Source organism: Gemmatimonadaceae bacterium (assembly GCA_036003045.1).
GTDB lineage: Bacteria > Gemmatimonadota > Gemmatimonadetes > Gemmatimonadales > Gemmatimonadaceae > JAQBQB01.
Window position 1 is genome coordinate 28,992 of the sequence record DASYSS010000010.1, and the last position, 19,103, is coordinate 48,094.

20 protein-coding genes and 1 pseudogene are annotated in these 19,103 nt (G+C 66.0%); 11 read left to right on the top strand and 10 right to left on the bottom strand.

Features of this window, described 5'->3' with window-relative positions; all coding sequences use genetic code 11:
* Positions 1-139 precede the first annotated feature (139 nt).
* Entirely contained in the window at positions 140-781 is a 642-nt protein-coding gene (locus tag VGQ44_01180; GenBank protein HEV8445393.1) for a class I SAM-dependent methyltransferase, read from the top strand.
* Positions 782-796: 15 nt separating this feature from the next.
* On the opposite strand, the gene VGQ44_01185 is transcribed toward VGQ44_01180, so the two are convergent.
* Complete coding sequence (locus VGQ44_01185) at positions 797-1,519, bottom strand: BPL-N domain-containing protein (GenBank protein ID HEV8445394.1); 723 nt, start codon at positions 1,517-1,519, stop codon at positions 797-799.
* Between the two features lie 287 nt (positions 1,520-1,806).
* Here VGQ44_01185 and VGQ44_01190 point away from each other — a divergent pair.
* Both VGQ44_01190 and VGQ44_01195 read left to right on the top strand, forming a co-directional pair.
* Positions 1,807-2,082, top strand: a pseudogene (locus tag VGQ44_01190) (META domain-containing protein).
* A gap of 103 nt (positions 2,083-2,185) precedes the next feature.
* Positions 2,186-2,641: a hypothetical protein gene (locus VGQ44_01195; protein HEV8445395.1), complete on the top strand. Its 456-nt coding sequence runs from the start codon at positions 2,186-2,188 to the stop codon at positions 2,639-2,641.
* Positions 2,642-2,695: 54 nt separating this feature from the next.
* On the opposite strand, the gene VGQ44_01200 is transcribed toward VGQ44_01195, so the two are convergent.
* Positions 2,696-4,000 (bottom strand): MFS transporter, encoded by a 1,305-nt coding sequence (locus VGQ44_01200; GenBank protein ID HEV8445396.1) that lies wholly within the window; start codon positions 3,998-4,000, stop codon positions 2,696-2,698.
* Positions 4,001-4,371: 371 nt separating this feature from the next.
* Here VGQ44_01200 and VGQ44_01205 point away from each other — a divergent pair, with 371 nt between their 5' ends.
* Complete coding sequence (locus tag VGQ44_01205) at positions 4,372-4,860, top strand: plastocyanin/azurin family copper-binding protein (protein HEV8445397.1); 489 nt, start codon at positions 4,372-4,374, stop codon at positions 4,858-4,860.
* Between the two features lie 68 nt (positions 4,861-4,928).
* Positions 4,929-6,512, top strand: a complete 1,584-nt coding sequence (locus VGQ44_01210) for a CHASE3 domain-containing protein (GenBank protein ID HEV8445398.1) — start codon at positions 4,929-4,931, stop codon at positions 6,510-6,512.
* A gap of 144 nt (positions 6,513-6,656) precedes the next feature.
* On the opposite strand, the gene VGQ44_01215 is transcribed toward VGQ44_01210, so the two are convergent.
* The 5 genes from VGQ44_01215 to VGQ44_01235 all read right to left on the bottom strand — a co-directional run bounded on the left by VGQ44_01215 (position 6,657) and on the right by VGQ44_01235 (position 10,378).
* Complete coding sequence (locus VGQ44_01215) at positions 6,657-7,262, bottom strand: DUF1697 domain-containing protein (GenBank protein HEV8445399.1); 606 nt, start codon at positions 7,260-7,262, stop codon at positions 6,657-6,659.
* 130 nt (positions 7,263-7,392) lie between these two features.
* Entirely contained in the window at positions 7,393-7,947 is a 555-nt protein-coding gene (locus VGQ44_01220) for an SRPBCC domain-containing protein (protein HEV8445400.1), read from the bottom strand.
* Complete coding sequence (locus VGQ44_01225) at positions 7,944-8,324, bottom strand: metalloregulator ArsR/SmtB family transcription factor (GenBank protein ID HEV8445401.1); 381 nt, start codon at positions 8,322-8,324, stop codon at positions 7,944-7,946. The genes VGQ44_01220 and VGQ44_01225 overlap by 4 nt, the downstream gene beginning before the upstream one ends.
* A 51-nt stretch (positions 8,325-8,375) precedes the next feature.
* Positions 8,376-9,800 carry an ATP-binding protein gene (locus VGQ44_01230; GenBank protein HEV8445402.1) on the bottom strand — a complete coding sequence of 475 codons (1,425 nt, stop codon included), beginning with the start codon at positions 9,798-9,800 and terminating at the stop codon, positions 8,376-8,378.
* A gap of 122 nt (positions 9,801-9,922) precedes the next feature.
* On the bottom strand, positions 9,923-10,378 hold the full coding sequence (locus VGQ44_01235; GenBank protein HEV8445403.1) for a nuclear transport factor 2 family protein: 456 nt from the start codon (positions 10,376-10,378) through the stop codon (positions 9,923-9,925).
* Between the two features lie 127 nt (positions 10,379-10,505).
* Here VGQ44_01235 and VGQ44_01240 point away from each other — a divergent pair, with 127 nt between their 5' ends.
* The 3 genes from VGQ44_01240 to VGQ44_01250 are packed head-to-tail and all read left to right on the top strand — an operon-like array spanning position 10,506 to position 13,626.
* On the top strand, positions 10,506-11,549 hold the full coding sequence (locus VGQ44_01240) for an AI-2E family transporter (protein HEV8445404.1): 1,044 nt from the start codon (positions 10,506-10,508) through the stop codon (positions 11,547-11,549).
* Positions 11,550-11,563: 14 nt separating this feature from the next.
* The gene (locus VGQ44_01245) at positions 11,564-12,613 is read left to right on the top strand and encodes an alcohol dehydrogenase catalytic domain-containing protein (protein ID HEV8445405.1); all 1,050 of its coding nucleotides are present in this window, start codon (positions 11,564-11,566) and stop codon (positions 12,611-12,613) included.
* 29 nt (positions 12,614-12,642) lie between these two features.
* Positions 12,643-13,626: a universal stress protein gene (locus VGQ44_01250; GenBank protein HEV8445406.1), complete on the top strand. Its 984-nt coding sequence runs from the start codon at positions 12,643-12,645 to the stop codon at positions 13,624-13,626.
* Positions 13,627-13,629: 3 nt separating this feature from the next.
* Here the strand turns inward: VGQ44_01250 and VGQ44_01255 are convergent, their stop codons facing one another.
* Positions 13,630-14,235, bottom strand: coding sequence for a hypothetical protein (locus VGQ44_01255; GenBank protein ID HEV8445407.1), 606 nt, complete (start codon positions 14,233-14,235; stop codon positions 13,630-13,632).
* 25 nt (positions 14,236-14,260) lie between these two features.
* Positions 14,261-15,460 carry an acyltransferase family protein gene (locus VGQ44_01260; GenBank protein HEV8445408.1) on the bottom strand — a complete coding sequence of 400 codons (1,200 nt, stop codon included), beginning with the start codon at positions 15,458-15,460 and terminating at the stop codon, positions 14,261-14,263.
* Positions 15,461-15,613: 153 nt separating this feature from the next.
* Between VGQ44_01260 and VGQ44_01265 the strand changes: the two genes are divergently transcribed.
* On the top strand, positions 15,614-16,096 hold the full coding sequence (locus tag VGQ44_01265; GenBank protein HEV8445409.1) for a hypothetical protein: 483 nt from the start codon (positions 15,614-15,616) through the stop codon (positions 16,094-16,096).
* Positions 16,097-16,127: 31 nt separating this feature from the next.
* On the opposite strand, the gene VGQ44_01270 is transcribed toward VGQ44_01265, so the two are convergent.
* Positions 16,128-17,402: a hypothetical protein gene (locus VGQ44_01270; protein HEV8445410.1), complete on the bottom strand. Its 1,275-nt coding sequence runs from the start codon at positions 17,400-17,402 to the stop codon at positions 16,128-16,130.
* A 116-nt stretch (positions 17,403-17,518) separates the two neighbouring features.
* Here VGQ44_01270 and VGQ44_01275 point away from each other — a divergent pair, with 116 nt between their 5' ends.
* Complete coding sequence (locus VGQ44_01275) at positions 17,519-18,385, top strand: AraC family transcriptional regulator (protein ID HEV8445411.1); 867 nt, start codon at positions 17,519-17,521, stop codon at positions 18,383-18,385.
* Entirely contained in the window at positions 18,375-19,088 is a 714-nt protein-coding gene (locus VGQ44_01280) for a DUF998 domain-containing protein (GenBank protein ID HEV8445412.1), read from the top strand. The genes VGQ44_01275 and VGQ44_01280 overlap by 11 nt, the downstream gene beginning before the upstream one ends.
* The last annotated feature ends 15 nt before the right edge of the window (positions 19,089-19,103 follow it).

Genomic DNA, 19,103 nt, shown 5'->3' on the forward strand with positions numbered 1-19,103 from the left:
TCCGGTGAGCGGCCCTGACGTCACCGGGCGGCCGGCGCGAGTCCGGGGTTGACCGCGTCGGTGAGAAGTCGGATTGTTGAAGATGCGAAGAGCGGCCGCCCGCTTGGTCAATCGCGCGCTCTCGGCCGGGGAGCGGGCAGTGCCATTCCTTCGCACACGGCGATGCCCGTGTTGCCAGTGGGCGGGCACGCGCTTCCGCACCATCGCGTTCGTCGAATACTCGCGTGGGGACGCCCAGTGTCCCTCGTGCGGAGCGATGGAGCGGCATCGGGCTCTGTCTTCCTTCTATCCGGGCTTTCTCAAGTCGCTCCCGCGCCAACCCGGCAGAGCGATTCACTTCGCCCCGGAAAGGCCGCTCGTCTCGTCCATCGAGCCGTACTGCAAAGCGTATCAGACCAGCTCATATCCCAAGCAGGGGTGGGCGGATCTGAATCTCGATCTAATGAAGCTCGACCTGCCCGATGCGTCGTGCGACCTCTTCGTCATGAACCACGTGCTCAACTGCGTGCCGGACGACAAGCCCGTCGTTCGGGAAATGGCGCGCGTGCTGACGCCCGGCGGAATGGTGCTCGCCACGATGGGCTTGAAGGAGGGACGGACGTTCGAGCACCCGCGGGAGAGCAACGAGACGTATCGAGATTACGGAATCGACGATCTCCCGAGCCGGTTCGCCCCATTCGGCATGCGAACTGTTTACGCTGCCGACAATCTCGATGCGCCGGCGCGCCGCCTTCACGGAATTCCCGAGGCGATCCCCGTCCTCGTTCTCATCAAAACCTGACCGCAAGCTCGGCGGCTAATAATGCTGCAACCGAGTCGCGTTGAGCGCGGCGGTAGTCAGCGTGACGGCAAAGGCTCTCGACGCCGCGCCCGACGTGGTGAAGCCAAGCGCGTTGCGCCAGCTATCCGGCGCTTCGGGATGCGTTCCCAAGAGGATCACCCATCCGTTTCCGAAGCTGCCCTGCGCGATGGCCGGCGTGCCGTCGGCGTACTTGGCGACGACGTCACCCCAGCCGGTGAGTTGGGGGCCGTCTTCCCAATACTGCTCCAGCGGCGTCGAACCGGCGACGTCTATTTGTACCGATGCTTTGCGAACACCGCGAGCTTCGGCGGCAAAGAAGGGGAATCGGACGCCGGACGTGAGATTGAGTCCGTTGTACGGAGAATTCCCGGCGAAGAACGCGCCGGCGCAAATGCCGAGGTAGTTCAAGCCACCTTGCACCGCGTCGCGCACGTGCGCTGCGGCGGCCGGTGTCAGACTGTTACCGATCCGCTCGAAGTTGCCGCCGGGGACGATCAACAATCGATATGCGCGCAGATTCGCGGCGGTCATGGCGTCGAGCTGCCGGGAGCTCGCCATCGCATAGCTGAGATGCGCGTCCTGAAGAATCCTCTCCACTGCCGTGACGTCACCCGCGGACGCGCCGCTTCCATTGAACAGGAGAACGGTCGCCGGCTCGGGCGCGCGACTGCTGCAGGCGGCCGCGACAAGGCATGCGCCAAGAATCCTGGAGTACATGGCGCCCAGAATCTACGACGGGACGAAGGGCGCCGTCGACGTCGCGGGGGGGGAGACCTCACCTTGAACGCGGTCGCCTCGGCGGTGGATCCGGCGGCCTGGGCGATGCAGATCGCTCATTCACTTCTTGAGGGCCATGAGAATGCGGTTGCGGGGTTGGCAAATCTTTGTAGCGGTGGTCGCGGTGGCGGGCTGCACGGCTGGCAATCAGGCCGTGGCCGCCTCCGCCTTACCGCGGGCGAGTTTTACGCGCTCACCATTGACGGCCGCCCGGCAACCCGGCCGACACCGCTCGGCGCCCGTCGATACAGTTTTTCCCGGATAGCAGTCGAGTCGCGGGATCGACAGGCTGCAACCGCTTTACCGGGCCGTGTACCTCAAACGGATCCTCGCTGGCCTTCGGCGCGCTGGCGGTGACGCAGATGGCGTGTCTGGACTCCGCGGCCAACGATCAAGAAGTGCGCTTTACGACGGCGCTCAACGCGTCCACCAGCTTCGGGCTGTCGGGAGATACGCTGACATTGTACGTCGCGAACGCCCCGCGCGTCCGCTTCGTGCGATAGACCGGCGGGCTTCCGGGGCTCGCGATGCCTCGAGGCATGCGCGCTGCGCGGCTAGCGTTCCCCGCCGCCAGATCACAGTGCACAACTCGTGGATGAGGATGCTATGAAGAATACCTTGATGACGAGCGCGGCCGCCGCGGCGTTCGCCGTGTTGATCGGTCTGCCGGCGCTTGCCCAAGCGGGCAGTCCGACGAATCAGCAGCCGGGGACGGTCGGACAACCTGGGCCCGCGACACAGCGGGGTACGCCGCCGACGAGCGGGAATGGCGCCATGACGCCGCCGGCCGGATCGACCGTGCAACCGGGAACGACTGGCGGCAGTGGAACCGGAACCGGAATCATCGCCGGCGACACGTCGGGAGCAGTCAGCGACACGACTAGCGGCGGCACGGCGGCCGGCACGTACGCGCAAGGCAACGACGGCAGCGGCAACCACGGAGGCTCCGGTTGGTTCGGCCTCCTCGGACTGCTCGGCTTGTTCGGTCTGCGTGGCAGCGGCAACCGAGTCACGCCGCGGCCCGACACGTATGCCGCGCCGGAAGTCAAGACGCGCCTTTAGGCTCATCGTTCGCGAAAACTGGCGCGGCCGAGCGCGCGTTCCTTCAAGCAGCGCTTAGGCCACGCCTCGCGTCGCTCCGGTGTCTGCCTGGGTCGCCGAGAGCAGTCCGAGCTCGACGTAGATCGGACGCACATGCTCGCGGAGCAGCGGTAGTCGGAACGCGAGCCACGCGGCGCCGGCCAGACACGCCGCTCCTCCGACGATGATCGTGGCCGACGCACCGATGCGAGCCGCGACGATGCCGGCCATGAGGCTGCCGAGCGGCGCGCTGCCGAGGAACGCCATGGTATAGAACGCCATCACGCGTCCGCGAAGCCGCTCTTCGACGATCGTCTGCACGATGGTATTGGTCGCCGCCATTTCCGTCATGAAGCCCGCGCCGACGACCGGCAGCACGAGCAACGCAAACCAGAGCGAGCGCGCGAAACCGAACGCGATGAGCGCGGAGCCGAACATCGCCGTCGACACCACCATGACCCGGCCGAGCCCGAGCACGGTTCGCCGCGACGCCATGTAGAGCGCGCCGGCCACGGCGCCGGCTCCCGACGCGGTCATGAGAAATCCAAGCGTGTGTGCGCCGCCACGGAGCGTTTGCGCCGCGACGACGGGCATGAGCACGGAGTAGGGCATGCCCATCGCGCTCACGAGGGCGAGCAACAGGAGCGCGGTCCGCACGGGCAGGAAACCGCTCACGTAGCGAAATCCGTCCCGCAACTCCTCGAGCATCGATCCATGACGCCGAGAATGCGCCTCGGCGCGCGGCACGCGCATCTCGAGCAGCGACCAGATCACCGCGCCGTACGAGATCGCGTCGATCAGGAAGCACCAACCCTCGCCAACCGCCGCGATGATGATGCCGCCGATCGACGGGCCGATGATGCGGCTGCTGTTGACCATCGTCGAATTGAGCGCGATCGCGTTGGGCAAGTCAGCGGGATCGTCGACCATTTGGACGACGAACGATTGGCGCGCCGGCGTGTCGAACGCGTTGATGATGCCCTGGGCCACCTGAAGCACCAGAATCCAGGCGACGTTGATGACGTGCGTGAACGCGAGGATCGCGAGCGCCAACGATTGGAGCGCCGAGAGGACTTGGGTCCAGACCAGCATGCGATGCCGGTCGTGCCGGTCGACCAGCACGCCGGCAAACGGCGCCAGCACGAGCGTCGGGATCTGACCGCAAAAGCCGACGATCCCGAGAAGAAATGCCGACCCGGTCAGACGGTAGACGAGCCAGCTGGTCGCGATGCGGGTAATCCACGTGCCCATGAGCGACACGCTCTGACCGCTGAAGAACAGGCGGTAGTTGCGGTGTGAGAGGGCGCGCGTGAGATGCGGTCGCTTTCGGTCTGGCGGCACCAGTCAGAGCGAGGAGTAACGTCGCCGGCGGTGGTCGCGTCGGAAGACGACACCACCGGCTGCCTAAAATATCGCTCGCTCCCGATGCGGTCAGGGACTGACGCCGACCACACCGCTCAGATCCGGCACCGCCGGCGTGGTTGCGGCGATCGCGCGCCCGATCTGGAGTCCCTTGTCCACGTCGAATCGGTAATGGACGCCGGACAACACGGTGGAGAAGCCCCCTCGGCCGACTCACGATGACGGTGACGGCTTTCCCCGGCGCGAGATCCTGCGCGTCACGCTTCGCACCTGCCGAACTGGACAGTGCCTTCACCGACAAGGTCGTCATTCTTGCATACGCGAAGGAGCCGTGACGATCTGGAGGCGACATGCGAACAACCGCTTTGGTGGCAACCGCCCTCGCGATCGCCGCGTGCGGCAAGGGCGAACAGCCCGCGGCACGACCGAATTCCGGCGCGACTAGCACGCCCGGAACCGGCGCGGCTGCGGCCGCGACCGGTGCGGCACCCCAGCCGATTACCGGAAAAACCTGGGACGTGAAGATGATCGCCGCCGGCGACAACTACCGCTTTTCTCCGGCGACGCTCACGATCAAACGGGGAGACGGCGTGCGCTGGACGCTGGTCGCCGGTCCAGGGCACAACGTGGTCTTCTGGGCCGACAGCATTCCGTCCGGGGCGTCGAGCATTCTTCAGCCCAACATGGGCCGGACGTCGGGGGCGCTCGCCAGCCCGATGCTCGTCAATCCAAGCGAGACGTATCTCGTCTCGTTCGCGGGCGTTCCCGTCGGCGCGTATCACTACTATTGCGCGGCGCACGTGGCGTTCGGAATGATCGGGACGATCATCGTGGAGTAAGGCAGCTGTCACGCTAATTCCGCCGGCGGACTTGCCGGGGTCGGCGCCCGGCCGAAGCTTTCCAGCCGATGCGACCCGGCGAGAGTCATCCACCGTTTCAGCTGGGCCCACTGGGCAGGACGGTCGCACCGTTCTTGTCGGCTGCGATCGTTCTGGTGTTCGGCGTCATGGCATACGAGGGCGTTCAACGCACGCGCGATGCGGCGCGCGTCGTCGCCCACACGCACCAGGTGATCGAGGCGAACAGCCAGGTGTTGGCCCGGATGGTCGACGCCGAGACGGGCGAACGGGGATACGTCATCACGGGCGACACCGCGTTTCTCGATCCGTATCGAGGCGCCGAAGAAGACGCCGTCTCCTACGTCGCCGACCTTCGCCGTCTCACCGCGGACAACGCTCCGCAGCAGGCACGAGTCGATACATTGGCCGACCTGGTGCACCGACGCTTCGCGGTTCTAGCGTCGCGTATCGCCACGCGGCGGGACCGCGGCTTCGAGCGCGTTCGCGCCGACTTGATGGCCGACAACGGAGGCAAGCCGTTGATGGATTCCGCGCGTGCCATTCTCGCCACGATTAGCCGTGAGCAGACGCGCCTCCTCGAGAATCGCACCGCCAGCCAACAGGCGAACCAGAGCCGATTCGTGTGGATCGTCATCCTGGGCGCGGGCGCGGCGGCGCTTCTCGCTTTGGTCATCAGCACGATCTTGTCGAGGTCGGCGGCGACCGAGGCGCGCCTGTCACGCGAAGTGCACCAACGTGCCGACGAGCTCGAGTCGGCGAACACGAGCCTGCACGACCAAGCCGTCGAGATGGAAATGATGAACGAGCATCTGCAAGCGACCAATGAGCAGCTTCAGAATCAGGCGGCCGAGATGGAGTCGTTGAACGCCGAACTTCAGACGACGAACGATCAGTTGGCGGATCGAACGATCGAAGCCGAGCAGGCGAATCGCGTCAAGGCGGAGTTTCTCGCGAACATGAGCCACGATCTTCGTACTCCGCTCAACGCGATCGTCGGCTACGTCGATCTGCTCGAAACGGGCGTGCACGGGCCCATGGGAACGGAGCAGGCGAACGATCTTCGCCGTATCAAGCGCAGCGCCGGGCATTTGCGGGGACTCATTTCGGAAGTGCTCGATTTCGCCAAGATCGAAGCCGGTCAGGTGCAGATATCGATCGACGAGTTTCCGATGGAAAGCGCTCTCGCCGAATTGCGGCCCATGGTCGAGCAGCAGATCGCCGCGAAAGGCTTGACGCTCGAGACGTCGTGCGCCGCGGGCATGATCGTGCGCGCCGACCGAGAGAAAGTCGATCAGATTCTCGTGAATCTGGTCGCGAACGCGATCAAGTTCACCGAGGCCGGCGGTAAGGTGGAAATCGATTGCCGTCCCGACGGACAATGGGTCCGTGCCGACGTGCGGGACACCGGAGGCGGCATCCCGCCGAGCCAGCTCGATGCGATCTTCGTTCCGTTCGTGCAGCTCGAGCCGAGCGGCTACCGGGGGAACGATCGCGGGGTCGGGCTTGGCTTGGCCATCAGCCGTCAGCTCGCGCGCGCGATGCGCGGCGACGTGACCGTGTCGAGTGTGCTCGGCGGCGGAAGCACGTTCACGTTGCGTCTTCCGCGCGCGCACGTGGATGCAAAGATGTAAACGCTGGGGACGGAGCCGAGCGACTGACCGCTCGCGAATCGGAGCTGCTTCACCTTCTCGGCCTGGGGCACAGCAATAAGGAGATCGCCGCGGTGCTCTCGGTCAGCGTCAAGACGGTCGAGACCCACCGAGCCACCGGAATGGTCAAGCTCGGTCTGTCGAACCGCGCGGCGCTCGTTCGCTTCGCGATGTCCGAAGCGTTGATGCGCGCAGAGTAGGCGCGCTGTTCGGTTGAGCCAGCAGCGCGACGATCGTCGCGATCGTATTCCAATTTCTCGTCGTGACCGGCCCGCCGACGAGCTTGTCGAGCTGGCCGAGGTAGCCGATCGTCTTCATGTGCCGGCGATACTCGCCGAAGACGAACTGACCCTCCACGGCGAGAACCCTGACGAGCCATCTGCCCGCGTGCGGGAGTTGCACCGGAAGCGACGGCTGGAGACGGCTCGCCTTCGACCGCACGCTGACGAAGCGGACGACACCGGCGCGCGGCGGTCGCGCGTCATACGGATGCTCCGCGTGCGCGCAGAGCAGGTCACGCGCGTCGCAGATCATGACGTGCGTGTCGAAGGGGAGCGCGCTCCGAAGCGCCGCCTCGAACGCGGACCGAGAACCGGCATTGCGCACGACGAAGGTGCCGGCGGCGCCGATGTTCACGACGTCGTACCGTTCGAGTTGCGTGGCGAGCAACGAAGGGCGAAACCTACGGTGCCCGCCAACGTTCACGCCGCGGAGAAAGACGACCAGCGCCATGCTCCGATTCTAGGCCCGCGCGCGGCGCGCGCTAGAAGGGGGCGCGAACGCCGAGGCGAATCCGTGAGCATAGACGAAAGCGCGCGACGCATTGCATCTTCGCATGATCATCCTCTTTGGGAGTCCTACCTCATCGAGGGGGAACCCGGCCCAGGCTGTTCCGCATGAACTTCCCACGTTGACCCGTGACGTCGATTCCCCACGCGATCGCGAAAAAAAGAAGCTCGCCTGCGCTGAACCGCTCGGCGTATCGGTCGAGAATCGCGCCCCAGCCGATCGCGTAGCCGCCGCGCGACCGGCGGGCCGCATCGCCCATCCGCTCCCAGCCGGAGGACACGAGCTCCAGCCTCGTTCCGGTCGCCTCGGGCGTGAACGACACGTCGACGCGTTGCGCGTCCTGTTCCGCATACGACGCATGGAAGGTGAAGGCGATCCGGCGCGGCGGATCGAAGGCGGTGACCGTGCCCCAGGCGTAGCGCGTTCCGTCGTAGTGCTCCTCGAACAGCGCGCCGCCGACGCGCGGCTCGAGCACGACGCGTTTCACCCGCCGGCCACCGATGGAGTGCGTATAGCGCGGCCACCACGCGCCGAAGTCAATCGCGAATCGGCGGAACGCTTCGTCCGGCGGCCACGACACCGACACGGCGCGGACAATGGGCGACGTATCGACGGGGTTTCGCGTCATGGGTGCGACGCCGTCTGCCGGCGCTTTGAGGTCGATTGTCGCGCGCCTGCTTTGCGAGGCTTACCCTTGGATCGCGCGACCGGCGCTGGATCGCTCGCGGCGTACGCGGCGAGCACGTCGTCCCACAGCGACTCGACGTAACGGCGGAGCGCGTCGAGCCCCTCGCGCGATGCCTGGTAGTAGCGGCGCGTTCCCTGCGGGCTGTGGGTCACCAGCGCCGCGTGACGAAGCACGCGCAGATGCTGCGAGGCGGTCGGCTGGCGGACGCGCACGCGCTCGGCGAGTTCGCCGACGGTGCGCGGCCGCTCGCGCAGCGCTTCGAACATCGCGCGCCGGGTGGGATCGGCGAGCGCGACAAGTGTATCTACATAGGTCATAACCTATATAGTTATGGCTGCAGGTAGTCGCGTCAAGCCCCGATCGCCGTATCACGCGGCCGCTTCCGCGCCGTCGTGGCAGGGCAGGGAAAAGTTGATCGTCGTCGTGTCGCCCGGAACGCTCTCCGCCCACATGTGACCACCGTGCGCCTCGACGAGGCCGCGCGCGATGTAGAGTCCGAGGCCCAGGCCGGACACGCCGCTGCCGGACGCGCCTTTCGTTCGGCCGAACCGCGTGAAGATCCGAGTGAGCTCTTCCGTCGGGATGCCTTTCCCGTGGTTCACGACGCCGAATCGGACGTCGTTGCCGGTCTGCACCAGCTCCACGCGAATGCCTTGCTTCCCGTCGCCGTACTTCACCGCGTTGCTCACGAGATTGCCGAGTATCTGCTCGAAGCGGTCGCGATCGACGTACACGGGTAGCAACGCGCCCCCGGCGGCTACGGTGACGTCGCTGTGCGGCGTCAAATGGCGGAGGTGATCGAGTGTTTCGTGAACGAGCTTCGCGGGTTCGTGCCAGTCGCGCTCGAGCGAAAGCCGGTGCGCCTCGAGCCGAGACACGTCCATCAGGTCGTTCACCATGCGGTTGAGCGAACGCGCGGCTGATCGGATGTGGTGTACGCTCGCCGCCACGGGTTTTGTGACGTCGCCCGGCTGAGCGTCGGGCAGCATCTCGGCAGACATCGCGATGACGCCGATCGGCTGGCGCAGGTCGTGGGCGACGACCGACGTCCACTCCTCTTTCATGCGCTCGAGCGTCTTGACGTGCGTGATGTCCTGCGACGTCCCGCGCAGGCCGACGAGGTGTCCGGACGAATCGCGCACCGCCTCCGCGTGCGTCGAGACCCAACAGCTGCCCCCGTCCGGAAAAACCGCTTCCAACTCGAGCTCGAAGGGTGTTCCGTCACGCATCATGCGCTCGACCGCCGCGCGAATCGAGGCCGCGCTCTCGGGGGTGAAGAAGCGGCCGAGCTCCTCCGGTCCGGGCAGCGGCAGCGCGGGATCACGCCGGTGTATGCGATACAGCTCGGGGGACCACCAGCCCGTCTTGGTGCGAAAGTCCCAGGCCCAACTCCCGATGTGCGCGAGCCGCTGCGCTTCCTCGAGCTCGTTCGCCGTGGTGCCGAGCGCGCGCCTCGCCCGTCGCAGGCTCTCGTGGAAATAGCTGACCGCGGTGCCGATCGCGAGAAAGATGACGACGGTGAGGAAATACGCCGGGTCCGTGGCGGCGCGGCCGTTCTCTGGCGGCATGAGGAACCACCACACGAGCGCGGCTGAAAGGATCGTCGATGCGATGCCGGCCTCGAGACCGCCAAGCCAGGAGCTGACGATCACCGCGGCGTTGAACATCAGCCACCGTGTGACCGTGGAGAGCAATATTGCCTCGGCCGCGAACGCGACCAGCGGCGGAAGCACGGCGCAGAGCGCCACGCGAAGTGCCCGGCCCGGTCCGGTGTTCCAAAAGCGTTTCGCCACGCGCTCTTCTCCTGCCGAATGGTCGTCGTGCAGGAGCGCGCGGACGATTGGACTTTTGTTATGACGCGAGGCGCCCGCGACGAGTCCGGTCGCGGATCGGCCCGCGTCTATTTACTCGATACTCATTTCGGCGCGAGGTAGTCCTGCGCGGCGACGATCTCCCAACCCGCCTTTCGCTTCACCCACGTATCGGTGAACCGGTAGCGATGGACGAACGGGACACCCTTGCTGCGGCCTTCGACGATGAGCCAACCCGTAACCGCGGCCGTGACGGCGCCGAACTCGTGAACCTCCATCCCTTCATTGCGCGCCGCCGTCAGCGTGTCGCTGCCGCCGGCGATGTCGTTCAGCACCTCGTCGCGGCGCATCAACTTGTCGTTCTCCGTATAGATGAACTTGGGCGCGAGCAGCTTGTCGAACAGCGCGCGGTCCCGCTTCACGAGACCCGCGGCCCACTGGTTCTCCAGACGCACGAGCTCGACCGCGCCAGGTTTCGGCTCCTTCACTTTCTTTTGGGCGAGCGCGGCGGGCGCGAGCAGAACGACGAGAAGAATCGAACGGTCGAATGGAAGTCGCATGCGGCCTCGTGAAGGTGCGTTTCGGGATGCTGGACAATGCGCACGACGCGGCCCGCCTCGCAACGGCGGCCTCGGCCGCGCTCTCGTCTCCGACCGGTATGTAAACTGCCGTCCGCTCGAGCGGGGCATGAACAACGATCCGGCGACCGACGTCAGCACCGCGACAAGTTTGCGCTGGCCATTGCTGGTCTTGGCCGTCGGAATCCTCATCGCCGTCGCCCCGTTCGTTTCGGGGCTCGTGGGGGCGCTCATCCTCTTTGCCCTCACGCGCCGGCTGCACTACCGCCTTGCCACGGTCATCCGGCCGCGCGTGTCCGCGGTCGTGGTCGCCGTCGGGACGCTGACCGTCGTGCTCGTTCCCGGCGCCTGGCTCGTGACGACGATCGTCAACGAGGCGAAGGACTCGCTCCATGGGCTGAACGCCGAAGACGTCAATCGGTGGCTCGCGTCGACGCCGTTCGGCGGCTCTGACATGACGAAGGACATCGATGCCATCCTGACCTCGGCGCTCGGTTGGCTGTCCGGTCGCGCGGTGCGGGTCGTGGGTGGCGTAGCCACGGGGATTCTGAACGTCGTGCTGGCGCTGTTCGGGCTGTACTACCTCCTTCTCAACGCGCCGGCGCTGTGGACGCGCGTCAAACGATTGATCGGCTTGCCGGAGAGTGTCGCCGATCTACTTGCCGTACGCTTTGGCGCGATCACGGATGCACTCCTTCTCGGCACAATGCTCACGTGTGCGCTGCAAGGCACGATCGTCGGCATCGCGTTCGCGCTCGTCGGTCTCCATCCGGCGGTGCTTTGGGGATTCGTCACGGCGTGCGCGGCCGTGCTGCCGATCCTCGGCAGTGGCTTCGTGTGGTTGCCGGGCATCGTCGTACTGCTCTTCACGCACCGCTTCGGCGCCGCGGCGCTGCTGGCCTTCCTCGGCGGCGGCATCGCGTCGAACGTCGACAACGTCGTGCGGCTCATAGTGTATCGGCGTGTTTCCGGAATCCATCCGATGGTCACGCTGATCGGCGTTTTCGCCGGAGTACGCATGTTCGGCCTGATGGGGGCGTTCATTGGACCGCTCGTCCTTTCCTGCTTCGTCGAGCTTCTGTCCGTGTACGACGAGGCGCGGCTCGGGCGGTGGAGTGGCGCACCGACGGCGGCCGAGTCGCAACCCAGTTGACCGAGGACGGCTCGATGCAAGCGATTCGCCTCACCCGCCCGACACACCACGCGAAGGACGCGCTGCAACTCGAATTCGTCGACGCCCCGCGGCCGCCGTTCGGCGAGAACGACGTACTGATCCGCGTATCGACGTGCGCGGTTTGTCGAACGGATTTGGACGTCGCGGAAGGGCGGGTCTCCGCGTCGCACTACCCGGTCGTTCCGGGCCATCAGGCCGTCGGCGAAATCGAGGCGGTCGGTTCTCTCGTGCGCGAGCGAAAGCAGGGAGACCGAGTCGGCATCGCGTGGATCCGCTGGGCGTGCGGTGAGTGCCGCTGGTGCGTGTCGGGCCAGGAGAATCTCTGTCCTCGATTCCAGTCGAACGGCTGCGACGGCGACGGCGGATACGCCGAATACGTTTCAGCTCCGGCGGCGTTCACGATTCCGATTCCCGAGTCGCTGGACGACGCGCACGCGGCGCCGCTGCTGTGCGCCGGCGCAATCGGGTGGCGGTCGCTTCGGCTCGCCGATATCCAGGATGGCGATCCGCTCGGACTGACCGGATTCGGCGCGTCGGCGCACCTCGTGCTCCCAATGGCGCGCCACCGGCATCCGAGTTCGCCGATCTACGTTTTCGCTCGCAGCGAGAAGGAGCGTGCGTTCGCTCGAGAGCTCGGTGCGGATTGGGCCGGCGACGCAACGGAGGAGCCACCGCGTCCGCTCGGCGCGATCATCGATACGACGCCGGCGTGGAAACCGGTCGTCGAGGCGCTTTCGAAATTGATGCCGGGGGGTCGTCTGGTGATCAACGCCATTCGAAAGAACGACGCCGACCGGTCCGAGCTGATGCGTCTGAAATACGAGACCGATCTGTGGATGGAACGCGAGATCAAGAGTGTCGCAAACGTGACGCGTCAAGACGTTCGCGATGTGCTGGACGTGGCCGCTCGACTCTCGTTGAGCCCGACGGTCGAGACGGCGCCGCTCGCCCAAGCGGGCGCCGCGTTGGAGAGAATGCGAACGGGGCAGGCGGTGCAGGGCGCCACCGTGCTCGTTGTGCGGAAGACCTCCGCGCGGGCGTGATCTCTGCTACGGTCTCAGTCGAGACCCTCATGTTTCGCAAACTGCTCGTTCCACTCGACCGTTCCTCGCTGGCCGAGGAAGCGATCGGCCACGCCGCGTCGATCGCCCGTCAATCTCGGGCGACGATCGATCTCGTCCTCGTTCACGAGCCGTTGGCTTTCGGCGGCTTCGCCGATTTGCCTTGGGAAGCTGATTCGACTGGAGAGCAGAAGTATCTCGAGTCGATCGCCGGGGAGCTCGAATCGGGCGCGAGCGTCAGAGTGACGTGCGCGGTCGTGCGTGGCGCGCCGGGTGACATGATCGGCCAGCGCGCGCGCGACACCGGCGCCGACCTCATCGTCATGACCTCACACGGGCGCACTGGTTTCAGCCGCACCTGGCTGGGCAGCGTCGCCGACGCGGTGATGCGAAAGTCGGCGATCCCAGTGCTCATACTGCGGCCGGAGTATGCGACGACGACGCGGCGCACGGCCGTGCAGAGCGTCCAGCGCATCCTCGTGCCGCTGGACGGTTCGCCGTTGGCCATCGGCGTCCTCCCGGCGGCGATGAATCTCGCGCGCGCGACGCACGCATCGATCGTATTGCTGCGCGTGGTGCCGGTCGTCCCGGTGATGACGGCATACGAGCCGACTGTGCCGGTGACGAGCATGCCCATCGTCCCGGACGCGGCGGCCACCCAGCAGTTGGCGGACGAGGCGACCACCGAGCTCGAATCGGTTTCGCGGCGACTGCACGAAGAGACCGGCGTCGCGGTCGAATCGCAGGTCGTCATCGCCGAACAGATCGCGCAGTCGATCGTGGACCAGATCGGCGCAAAAGACGTCGACGTCGTCGCGATGTCGACGCACGGCCGAGGGGCGTCGCGCTGGCTGTTCGGGAGCGTCGCCGACAAAGTGCTTCGATCGAGCCGTGTGCCCGTACTGCTGTATCGTCCGGTCGACGCGCGCGGCGGCGCCGCGGTGGTGGCCGAGCCCGAGATATCGTCGCAGTCACCGACAGTCAGACTCGACTGACGGCTAACCGGCGCGGGGGCTGGGGCGGGGGCGCGGGCCTTCGAGCGCGAGCTTGGACGCTCCAATCACTTCGACCGGCATCGCGCTCAGCTTTCGAAAGACGCGGGCACGCCGCAGTACGGGCCACCATTCGTAGAGGTACATCTCCATCGGCCGCCACATCGCCACCCAGCCGGCGATGGTGAGACTCTCGCGCACATACCCGGCCCAATCGCCGGCGCTTTCCGGGACAAAGTGTCTGATCAGCATGCAGGTGGCCAGGAACACGAGCCCGGTCACGAGCGCCACGCGACCCTCGCGAATGATTCGCTTGAATTCGAGATCGGCGATGCCTGCGCGATACTCGTAGTAGTGGTGGATCGCGTCCGTGACGAGGGGGGTCGGGTCGGTCGCCGGCCAGTGCTCGAGGTGGACGCGGAGGGCGAGCGGCGAGTCCATCGGATACTCTCGCGCCCAACTCACGATATACTCGTCGGCGTCCTGGTCGAGGTCGCGCTCGGGGAACGGCGACGGGTCCATCGAGTTGAACAGCTGGTTCACCTCGTGAAGGTTCAGCTCGATCAGCTCCGTCGACTTGGCGTTGTTGACGCGCGGGAACAGGAAGCTCATTGCGGCTGGGCCGTCGAATCTCGAGTCAGTCCGCGTGACCGTGTTCCGCGTGTGCGTCTTGCAAGGCGGCGTGCGCCACGCCGGACAACGCGACGAACGCCGGCCCGGCGAAACGGCTCACCAGCTCGGCCGACAGAAACGTCGCGATGCCGGAGATCACGAAGATCTCGGTGAACTTCACGGCGACCGGCGCGTTGGTCTGCACGACGAGAAAAGCGACGGCGACGATGATCGGCTGGTGGACGATGTACACCGTGTAGCCCGTTCGCCGCCCGTAACGAACGACCACGCTGTCGCGATCCAGCCACCGTCGTGCCGCCCCGAGCACGGCGACCATCCACGCCCACGCGACCATCGAGTAGAGCGTCCAGAATGCGAGGTACGCCAGCGAGTATGGCGGCGGAATTCGCGCGGGGACGACCCCGGTCCATGCTCCCACCGAGAGACAGGCCGTTCCCAACGCCGCGGCGGCGAACGCGCGCGGCCATTGGGCGTCGATCGCCCGCCCGAGCCACGGCGTGCCCGCGAGGACGAAGCCGTAGATGTACGCCACGAACAGGAGCGCGTGATTCGACCAGTCGCTCGCCAGCATGTGACGCTCCGGGAACAAACCCCAGAGCAGGTTGCGCTCGAGAATGAGCGGGACCGCGAGCCACAGAATTCCGCCGCGATGCCCCGACACCTTCGCCGCCCAACGTATCGTTCGCCCGCTGCCGTTTCGCATCCAGTACCGAAAGAGTGGAAGCGCGAGCAGCGAGTACAGGAACAAATGCGCCAGAAACCAAAGGTGATGCCAGGAGAAATTGCCCCTCGGATAGATGCCGTCGAAGAAGCGAGGGTAGAACGCGAAGAACGATCCGCTGAACTGGCCGCGGAACCGCCGCTCGAGATAGACCTGAGGGGGAACCAGCGTGAGCGTTCCGATGATCAGCGGAAGGAGCACGCGGACTACGCGATCGCGAAAATACGCCCGGTTGTCCCGACGGTGCAGCGAGTACCAGGCGCTCACGCCGGCGAGCAGCATGATGATCGGCATGACCCAGGGCGCCGGGATGAGAGCGAGCTCCCCGATTAGTCGGCTCCGCTCGGCGTTCTGGATATGCCATTCGTCCCACGGATTGAACACCTCGGCGACGTGAACGACGAAGACCAAGGCGATTGCCCAGACCCGAACCGCGTCGACGTAGTGGACTCGTGCGCCGTGCCGCCCCGCCTGCCGATTCACGTTTCGGACCCTCGCGTTGCGCCCTCGGGTCGGATTGCATAGGCGATCCATCGACCGCCTATCTCTGCAAGATCGTGTCACAGCTCGGGCGGGGCGCTTCGAGCTCAACGGCGGCGCCGAACGAGGTCAGCCGTTCGGCATTACATTGGCCCGATGCCGACCACATTCATTCAGCACCCGGGGCGCTCCGGGATGTTCGGGGCGTTGATGGACGAATACGCCCGGGCCGCCGAGGACTTCTGCCGCGTGACCGACTGGTTCGACGCGTCGCGCTTCGACGGCGAGCGGCCGGAGAATTCCGCCACCACCAGGTCGCCGCGCATCATGTGCGCGCACGTCTGCGGCGCGTCGCACCGCTACGCCCACTACATTCGCAAAGCGCGCGGCGTGGACTTCATCGAGTACTATCAGGTCGAGCCCGCGCTCATCGTCTCACCGCGAGACGTGCGCCGCCTGCTGGCCGAGGGGATCACGTTCACGGAATCGACCGTGGAGCCGCTGCGTAACGCGCGCGAGGACGACATTCGCGCACTGACGTTCACCGTTCGATGGGGCCCGGTGTACGATCCGGAGATGCTGCTCGAGCATGCGATCTGTCACCTGCTGCGACACAGGCGACAGCTCGAACGATGGTGATTCGCGCGCGCGCGCTAGCGCCGTTCGCGCGCTACAGCGTCTTCAGGTACTGCACCAAGTCCGACTTCTGTTCGGGGGTGAGGTGCAAGCCTTTCTTCGAGTCGTAGAGCTCGACCACCGCCTCCAGCGTCGGCGCGACGCCGTTGTGAAAGTACGGTGCGTGCTGCAACAGTCCGCGCAACGGAGTCGTTCGGTACTGTTTCGTCGCGCTCCGCGACGCGAGGCTTGGTGCGCCGTTCGGTTCCGGTTCGCTCACGACCTCCGACGGTGAATGGAGTTTGCCCGGCGCGTCGGTGAACGTCGCTCCCGCGTGGCACCTCGCGCACGTGCCGGCGCCGCGAAACACCGCTTCGCCGCGAGCGGCGGCCGCCGCGTCGTACGATCCCGGAGGCGGCACCGGCTTGGACAAACTCAACTGGTACTCCTGGAGCGCCGGGAGCAACGCCGACACGGAGTCGGGCGGATTCTGCACGTTCACGGGCGGCGTGAGTCTCGATTCGGAGAAGCTTCCGTGTCCGTGCATCTGCGTGACCGCGACGTAGCGATTCCAATATGAGATCTCGTGTCCGTCGCCCGTGTACGTGATGCTCTGGACACCCAGCAGCCCGTACGCCGGTGGGAGCACCGACGGCCCGTTCTTGCCGTCGAGGTTGTAACGCGCGTCGTATTTGCCCGGCCCCCACGAATTGTAGACCGCCTTTTGCGCGGCGGTCACGGCCGGCGACAGCGCGATGATGGCGCCCGGATTCAGATCATGGTTGGGGTAGCCGTCGAGCCGTTTGCCGATTCCCGGCGCGAACGAGTTGTCGACGGTGGAGTGACAGAGCGCGCACGTGATGCCGACGCGCGTCAATTCGTCGCGGCCGTTCACGGTCGTCACCTTTCCACGCACGCCCACGACCGCGTTCAGCTTCAAGAGCGCGACGGTCGTCGCCGGACTCTTGAGGTCGATCGTGCCGTTCTTGATTCCTTGCACGACGGCCGGCGGCAAGGAATCGGTATCGACCTTGAGCCCGACGGACAGAGCGGTCGTCGGGTCGACGCTGCTCTGGATCACTTGCTGCATGTGCAGCGAATCCGTCCAAAACGTCTCGTTGCCGAACGTCTCATATCGGAAGATCACCTTTCCGCGAGCGGCCAGCGCAGGATCGACCAGGCCCGACGCCGAGGTCGACGTCGTGTTTCGGGTGCATGCGGTGAATCCGCCGAGGACGCCGAGCATGGACGCGAGCGCGAGGCGAACGTTTCGGACCGAGCGGCGACGCGCGTGGCCGCCACGCTCGGCAGGAACAGGGTTCGACTTCATGGGATTCCTCAGTCGAATACGATGTCGTCACTCGCGACTGCGCGAGTATCTGGAATTAGAGAAGACTGTGCTGTCGTGTCTTGTGGATTCTTGACGTGAGGCAACCGCCCCTACCGATGAGCGAACGCACGCCCGACGAAGCCGCGGCGTCGCCGCGGGATCGCGCCGAGCTCGCCGCGGTGCGCATGGCGAGCGGAACCGCCGTCGAGCTGATGCGGTCGTCGTATCGCGCGCAGACGTTCCCAAAGCACACACACGAGTTCTTCACGATCGGCCTCGTGCTGCGCGGTGCGGGAACCCTCTGGTACCGTGGAACCATTCACCTTGCGCGCCACGGCGACATCGTCGTCATCCCGCCGGGGGAAGTGCATACCGGGTCGGTCGCGCCGGGAGCCGGCGTGCTCGAGTACGTCGCCGCCCACGTCCCGAGGGAAGTCGTCGCCGGCTGTGACGACCAGTGTGACAACGTGGACCTCGAGTCGCCGGTCGTGCTCGACGTCCTGGTTGCGTCGCAGCTGCGGCGTCTCGAGCGCGCGGTGATCGGGGATCGGGCCGCTTTGGCGGCGTCCGAGGAGGCGCTGACGACGGCCGTCGGACGACTCGTGGATCGACACCGGCGGGGAGTGGTTTCGAAGCCGAACGATCGAGCGGCCGAGCCGCGCGTCGTCCACATCGCACGGGAGCTTCTCGAGGACTGCTACGGCGACAACGACCAGACGTCGCTCAGGGCTCTCTCCTTACGAACCGGGGTATCCCCCTTTCATCTTGTGCGCGTGTTCACGCGCTCGGTCGGCCTTTCACCGCATCAATACCTCGTGCAGACGCGAATCAGGCACGCGACGAAGCTTTTGGCCAACGGGCTTCCCTGTTCGTTCGTCGCGGCGGTGACCGGGTTCGCCGATCAGAGCCATCTCACGACACAGTTCAAGCGCTACCTCGGCATCACCCCCGCGTCCTACCAGCGCTGCGTTCGTGCAGACTGACCGCCGCTTGTTCATTTGGGGCCGGCGCGCCGCGGCGTTCGCCGCGATCGGCGCCGTCGTCGCGATGTTGGTCTATCCCGGCGGCACGTATCGGGACCATACGACATCGGGCTACCAGTTCTTTCACAATTTCTTCAGCGACCTCGGCGCCACCACGACGTGGAGTGGTCGGCCCAATCCGGTGGGCGCGTGGCTGTTCGTGGTCAGCCTGGTCGTGTTGGTTGTCGGAATGGCGGCGATCCTCGCCGGACTCGCCCGGGTCTACGGCCGAACGTCTCGCGCGGTTCTCCCGATTCGCGTCGCGGTCCTCGTCGGCGTCTTCGTCTGCGTGTGCTTCATCGGCGTGGCGGCGACTCCGGAGAACCGGGCGCTGTCCATTCACGTGCTGTTCACGAAACTGGCGTTCCGAGCGTTTCCCGCCGTGCCGCTGTTTCTCGGGCTGGCCGCGAGCCGCACCGACGACGCGCCGCCTCGCGTCGGCATCGGCTGGATCACGATGGTCGCGCTGCTCGTCGCCTATGTCGTCGTGCTCGACTGGGGGCCGCGTTCTTCGACCCCGATCGGGCTCGTCGTGCAAGTGACCGCGCAGAAGATCGTCGCGGTGGGCGCCGTGTTGCTACTCGTCTACCAGTCGATTCAGGCCGAACGAATCGAAGGAAAAACGCTCTCGGAAGCTCGGCCGCTGGTCGTCAGCGCTTCGTAGCGAGGGCACCGCACG

Excerpts from the sequence above, each read along its gene's own strand:
- VGQ44_01240 (HEV8445404.1), top strand. The coding sequence starts at position 10,506 with ATGAACAACGATCCGGCGACCGACGTCAGCACCGCGACAAGTTTGCGC.
- VGQ44_01215 (HEV8445399.1), bottom strand. The coding sequence starts at position 7,262 with ATGGCGCTGGTCGTCTTTCTCCGCGGCGTGAACGTTGGCGGGCACCGT.
- VGQ44_01255 (HEV8445407.1), bottom strand. The coding sequence starts at position 14,235 with ATGAGCTTCCTGTTCCCGCGCGTCAACAACGCCAAGTCGACGGAGCTG.
- VGQ44_01220 (HEV8445400.1), bottom strand. The coding sequence starts at position 7,947 with ATGACGCGAAACCCCGTCGATACGTCGCCCATTGTCCGCGCCGTGTCG.
- VGQ44_01235 (HEV8445403.1), bottom strand. The coding sequence starts at position 10,378 with ATGCGACTTCCATTCGACCGTTCGATTCTTCTCGTCGTTCTGCTCGCG.
- VGQ44_01195 (HEV8445395.1), top strand. The coding sequence starts at position 2,186 with ATGAAGAATACCTTGATGACGAGCGCGGCCGCCGCGGCGTTCGCCGTG.
- VGQ44_01250 (HEV8445406.1), top strand. The coding sequence starts at position 12,643 with ATGTTTCGCAAACTGCTCGTTCCACTCGACCGTTCCTCGCTGGCCGAG.
- VGQ44_01270 (HEV8445410.1), bottom strand. The coding sequence starts at position 17,402 with ATGAAGTCGAACCCTGTTCCTGCCGAGCGTGGCGGCCACGCGCGTCGC.
- VGQ44_01245 (HEV8445405.1), top strand. The coding sequence starts at position 11,564 with ATGCAAGCGATTCGCCTCACCCGCCCGACACACCACGCGAAGGACGCG.
- VGQ44_01210 (HEV8445398.1), top strand. The coding sequence starts at position 4,929 with ATGCGACCCGGCGAGAGTCATCCACCGTTTCAGCTGGGCCCACTGGGC.
- VGQ44_01265 (HEV8445409.1), top strand. The coding sequence starts at position 15,614 with ATGCCGACCACATTCATTCAGCACCCGGGGCGCTCCGGGATGTTCGGG.
- VGQ44_01205 (HEV8445397.1), top strand. The coding sequence starts at position 4,372 with ATGCGAACAACCGCTTTGGTGGCAACCGCCCTCGCGATCGCCGCGTGC.
- VGQ44_01185 (HEV8445394.1), bottom strand. The coding sequence starts at position 1,519 with ATGTACTCCAGGATTCTTGGCGCATGCCTTGTCGCGGCCGCCTGCAGC.
- VGQ44_01275 (HEV8445411.1), top strand. The coding sequence starts at position 17,519 with ATGAGCGAACGCACGCCCGACGAAGCCGCGGCGTCGCCGCGGGATCGC.
- VGQ44_01225 (HEV8445401.1), bottom strand. The coding sequence starts at position 8,324 with ATGACCTATGTAGATACACTTGTCGCGCTCGCCGATCCCACCCGGCGC.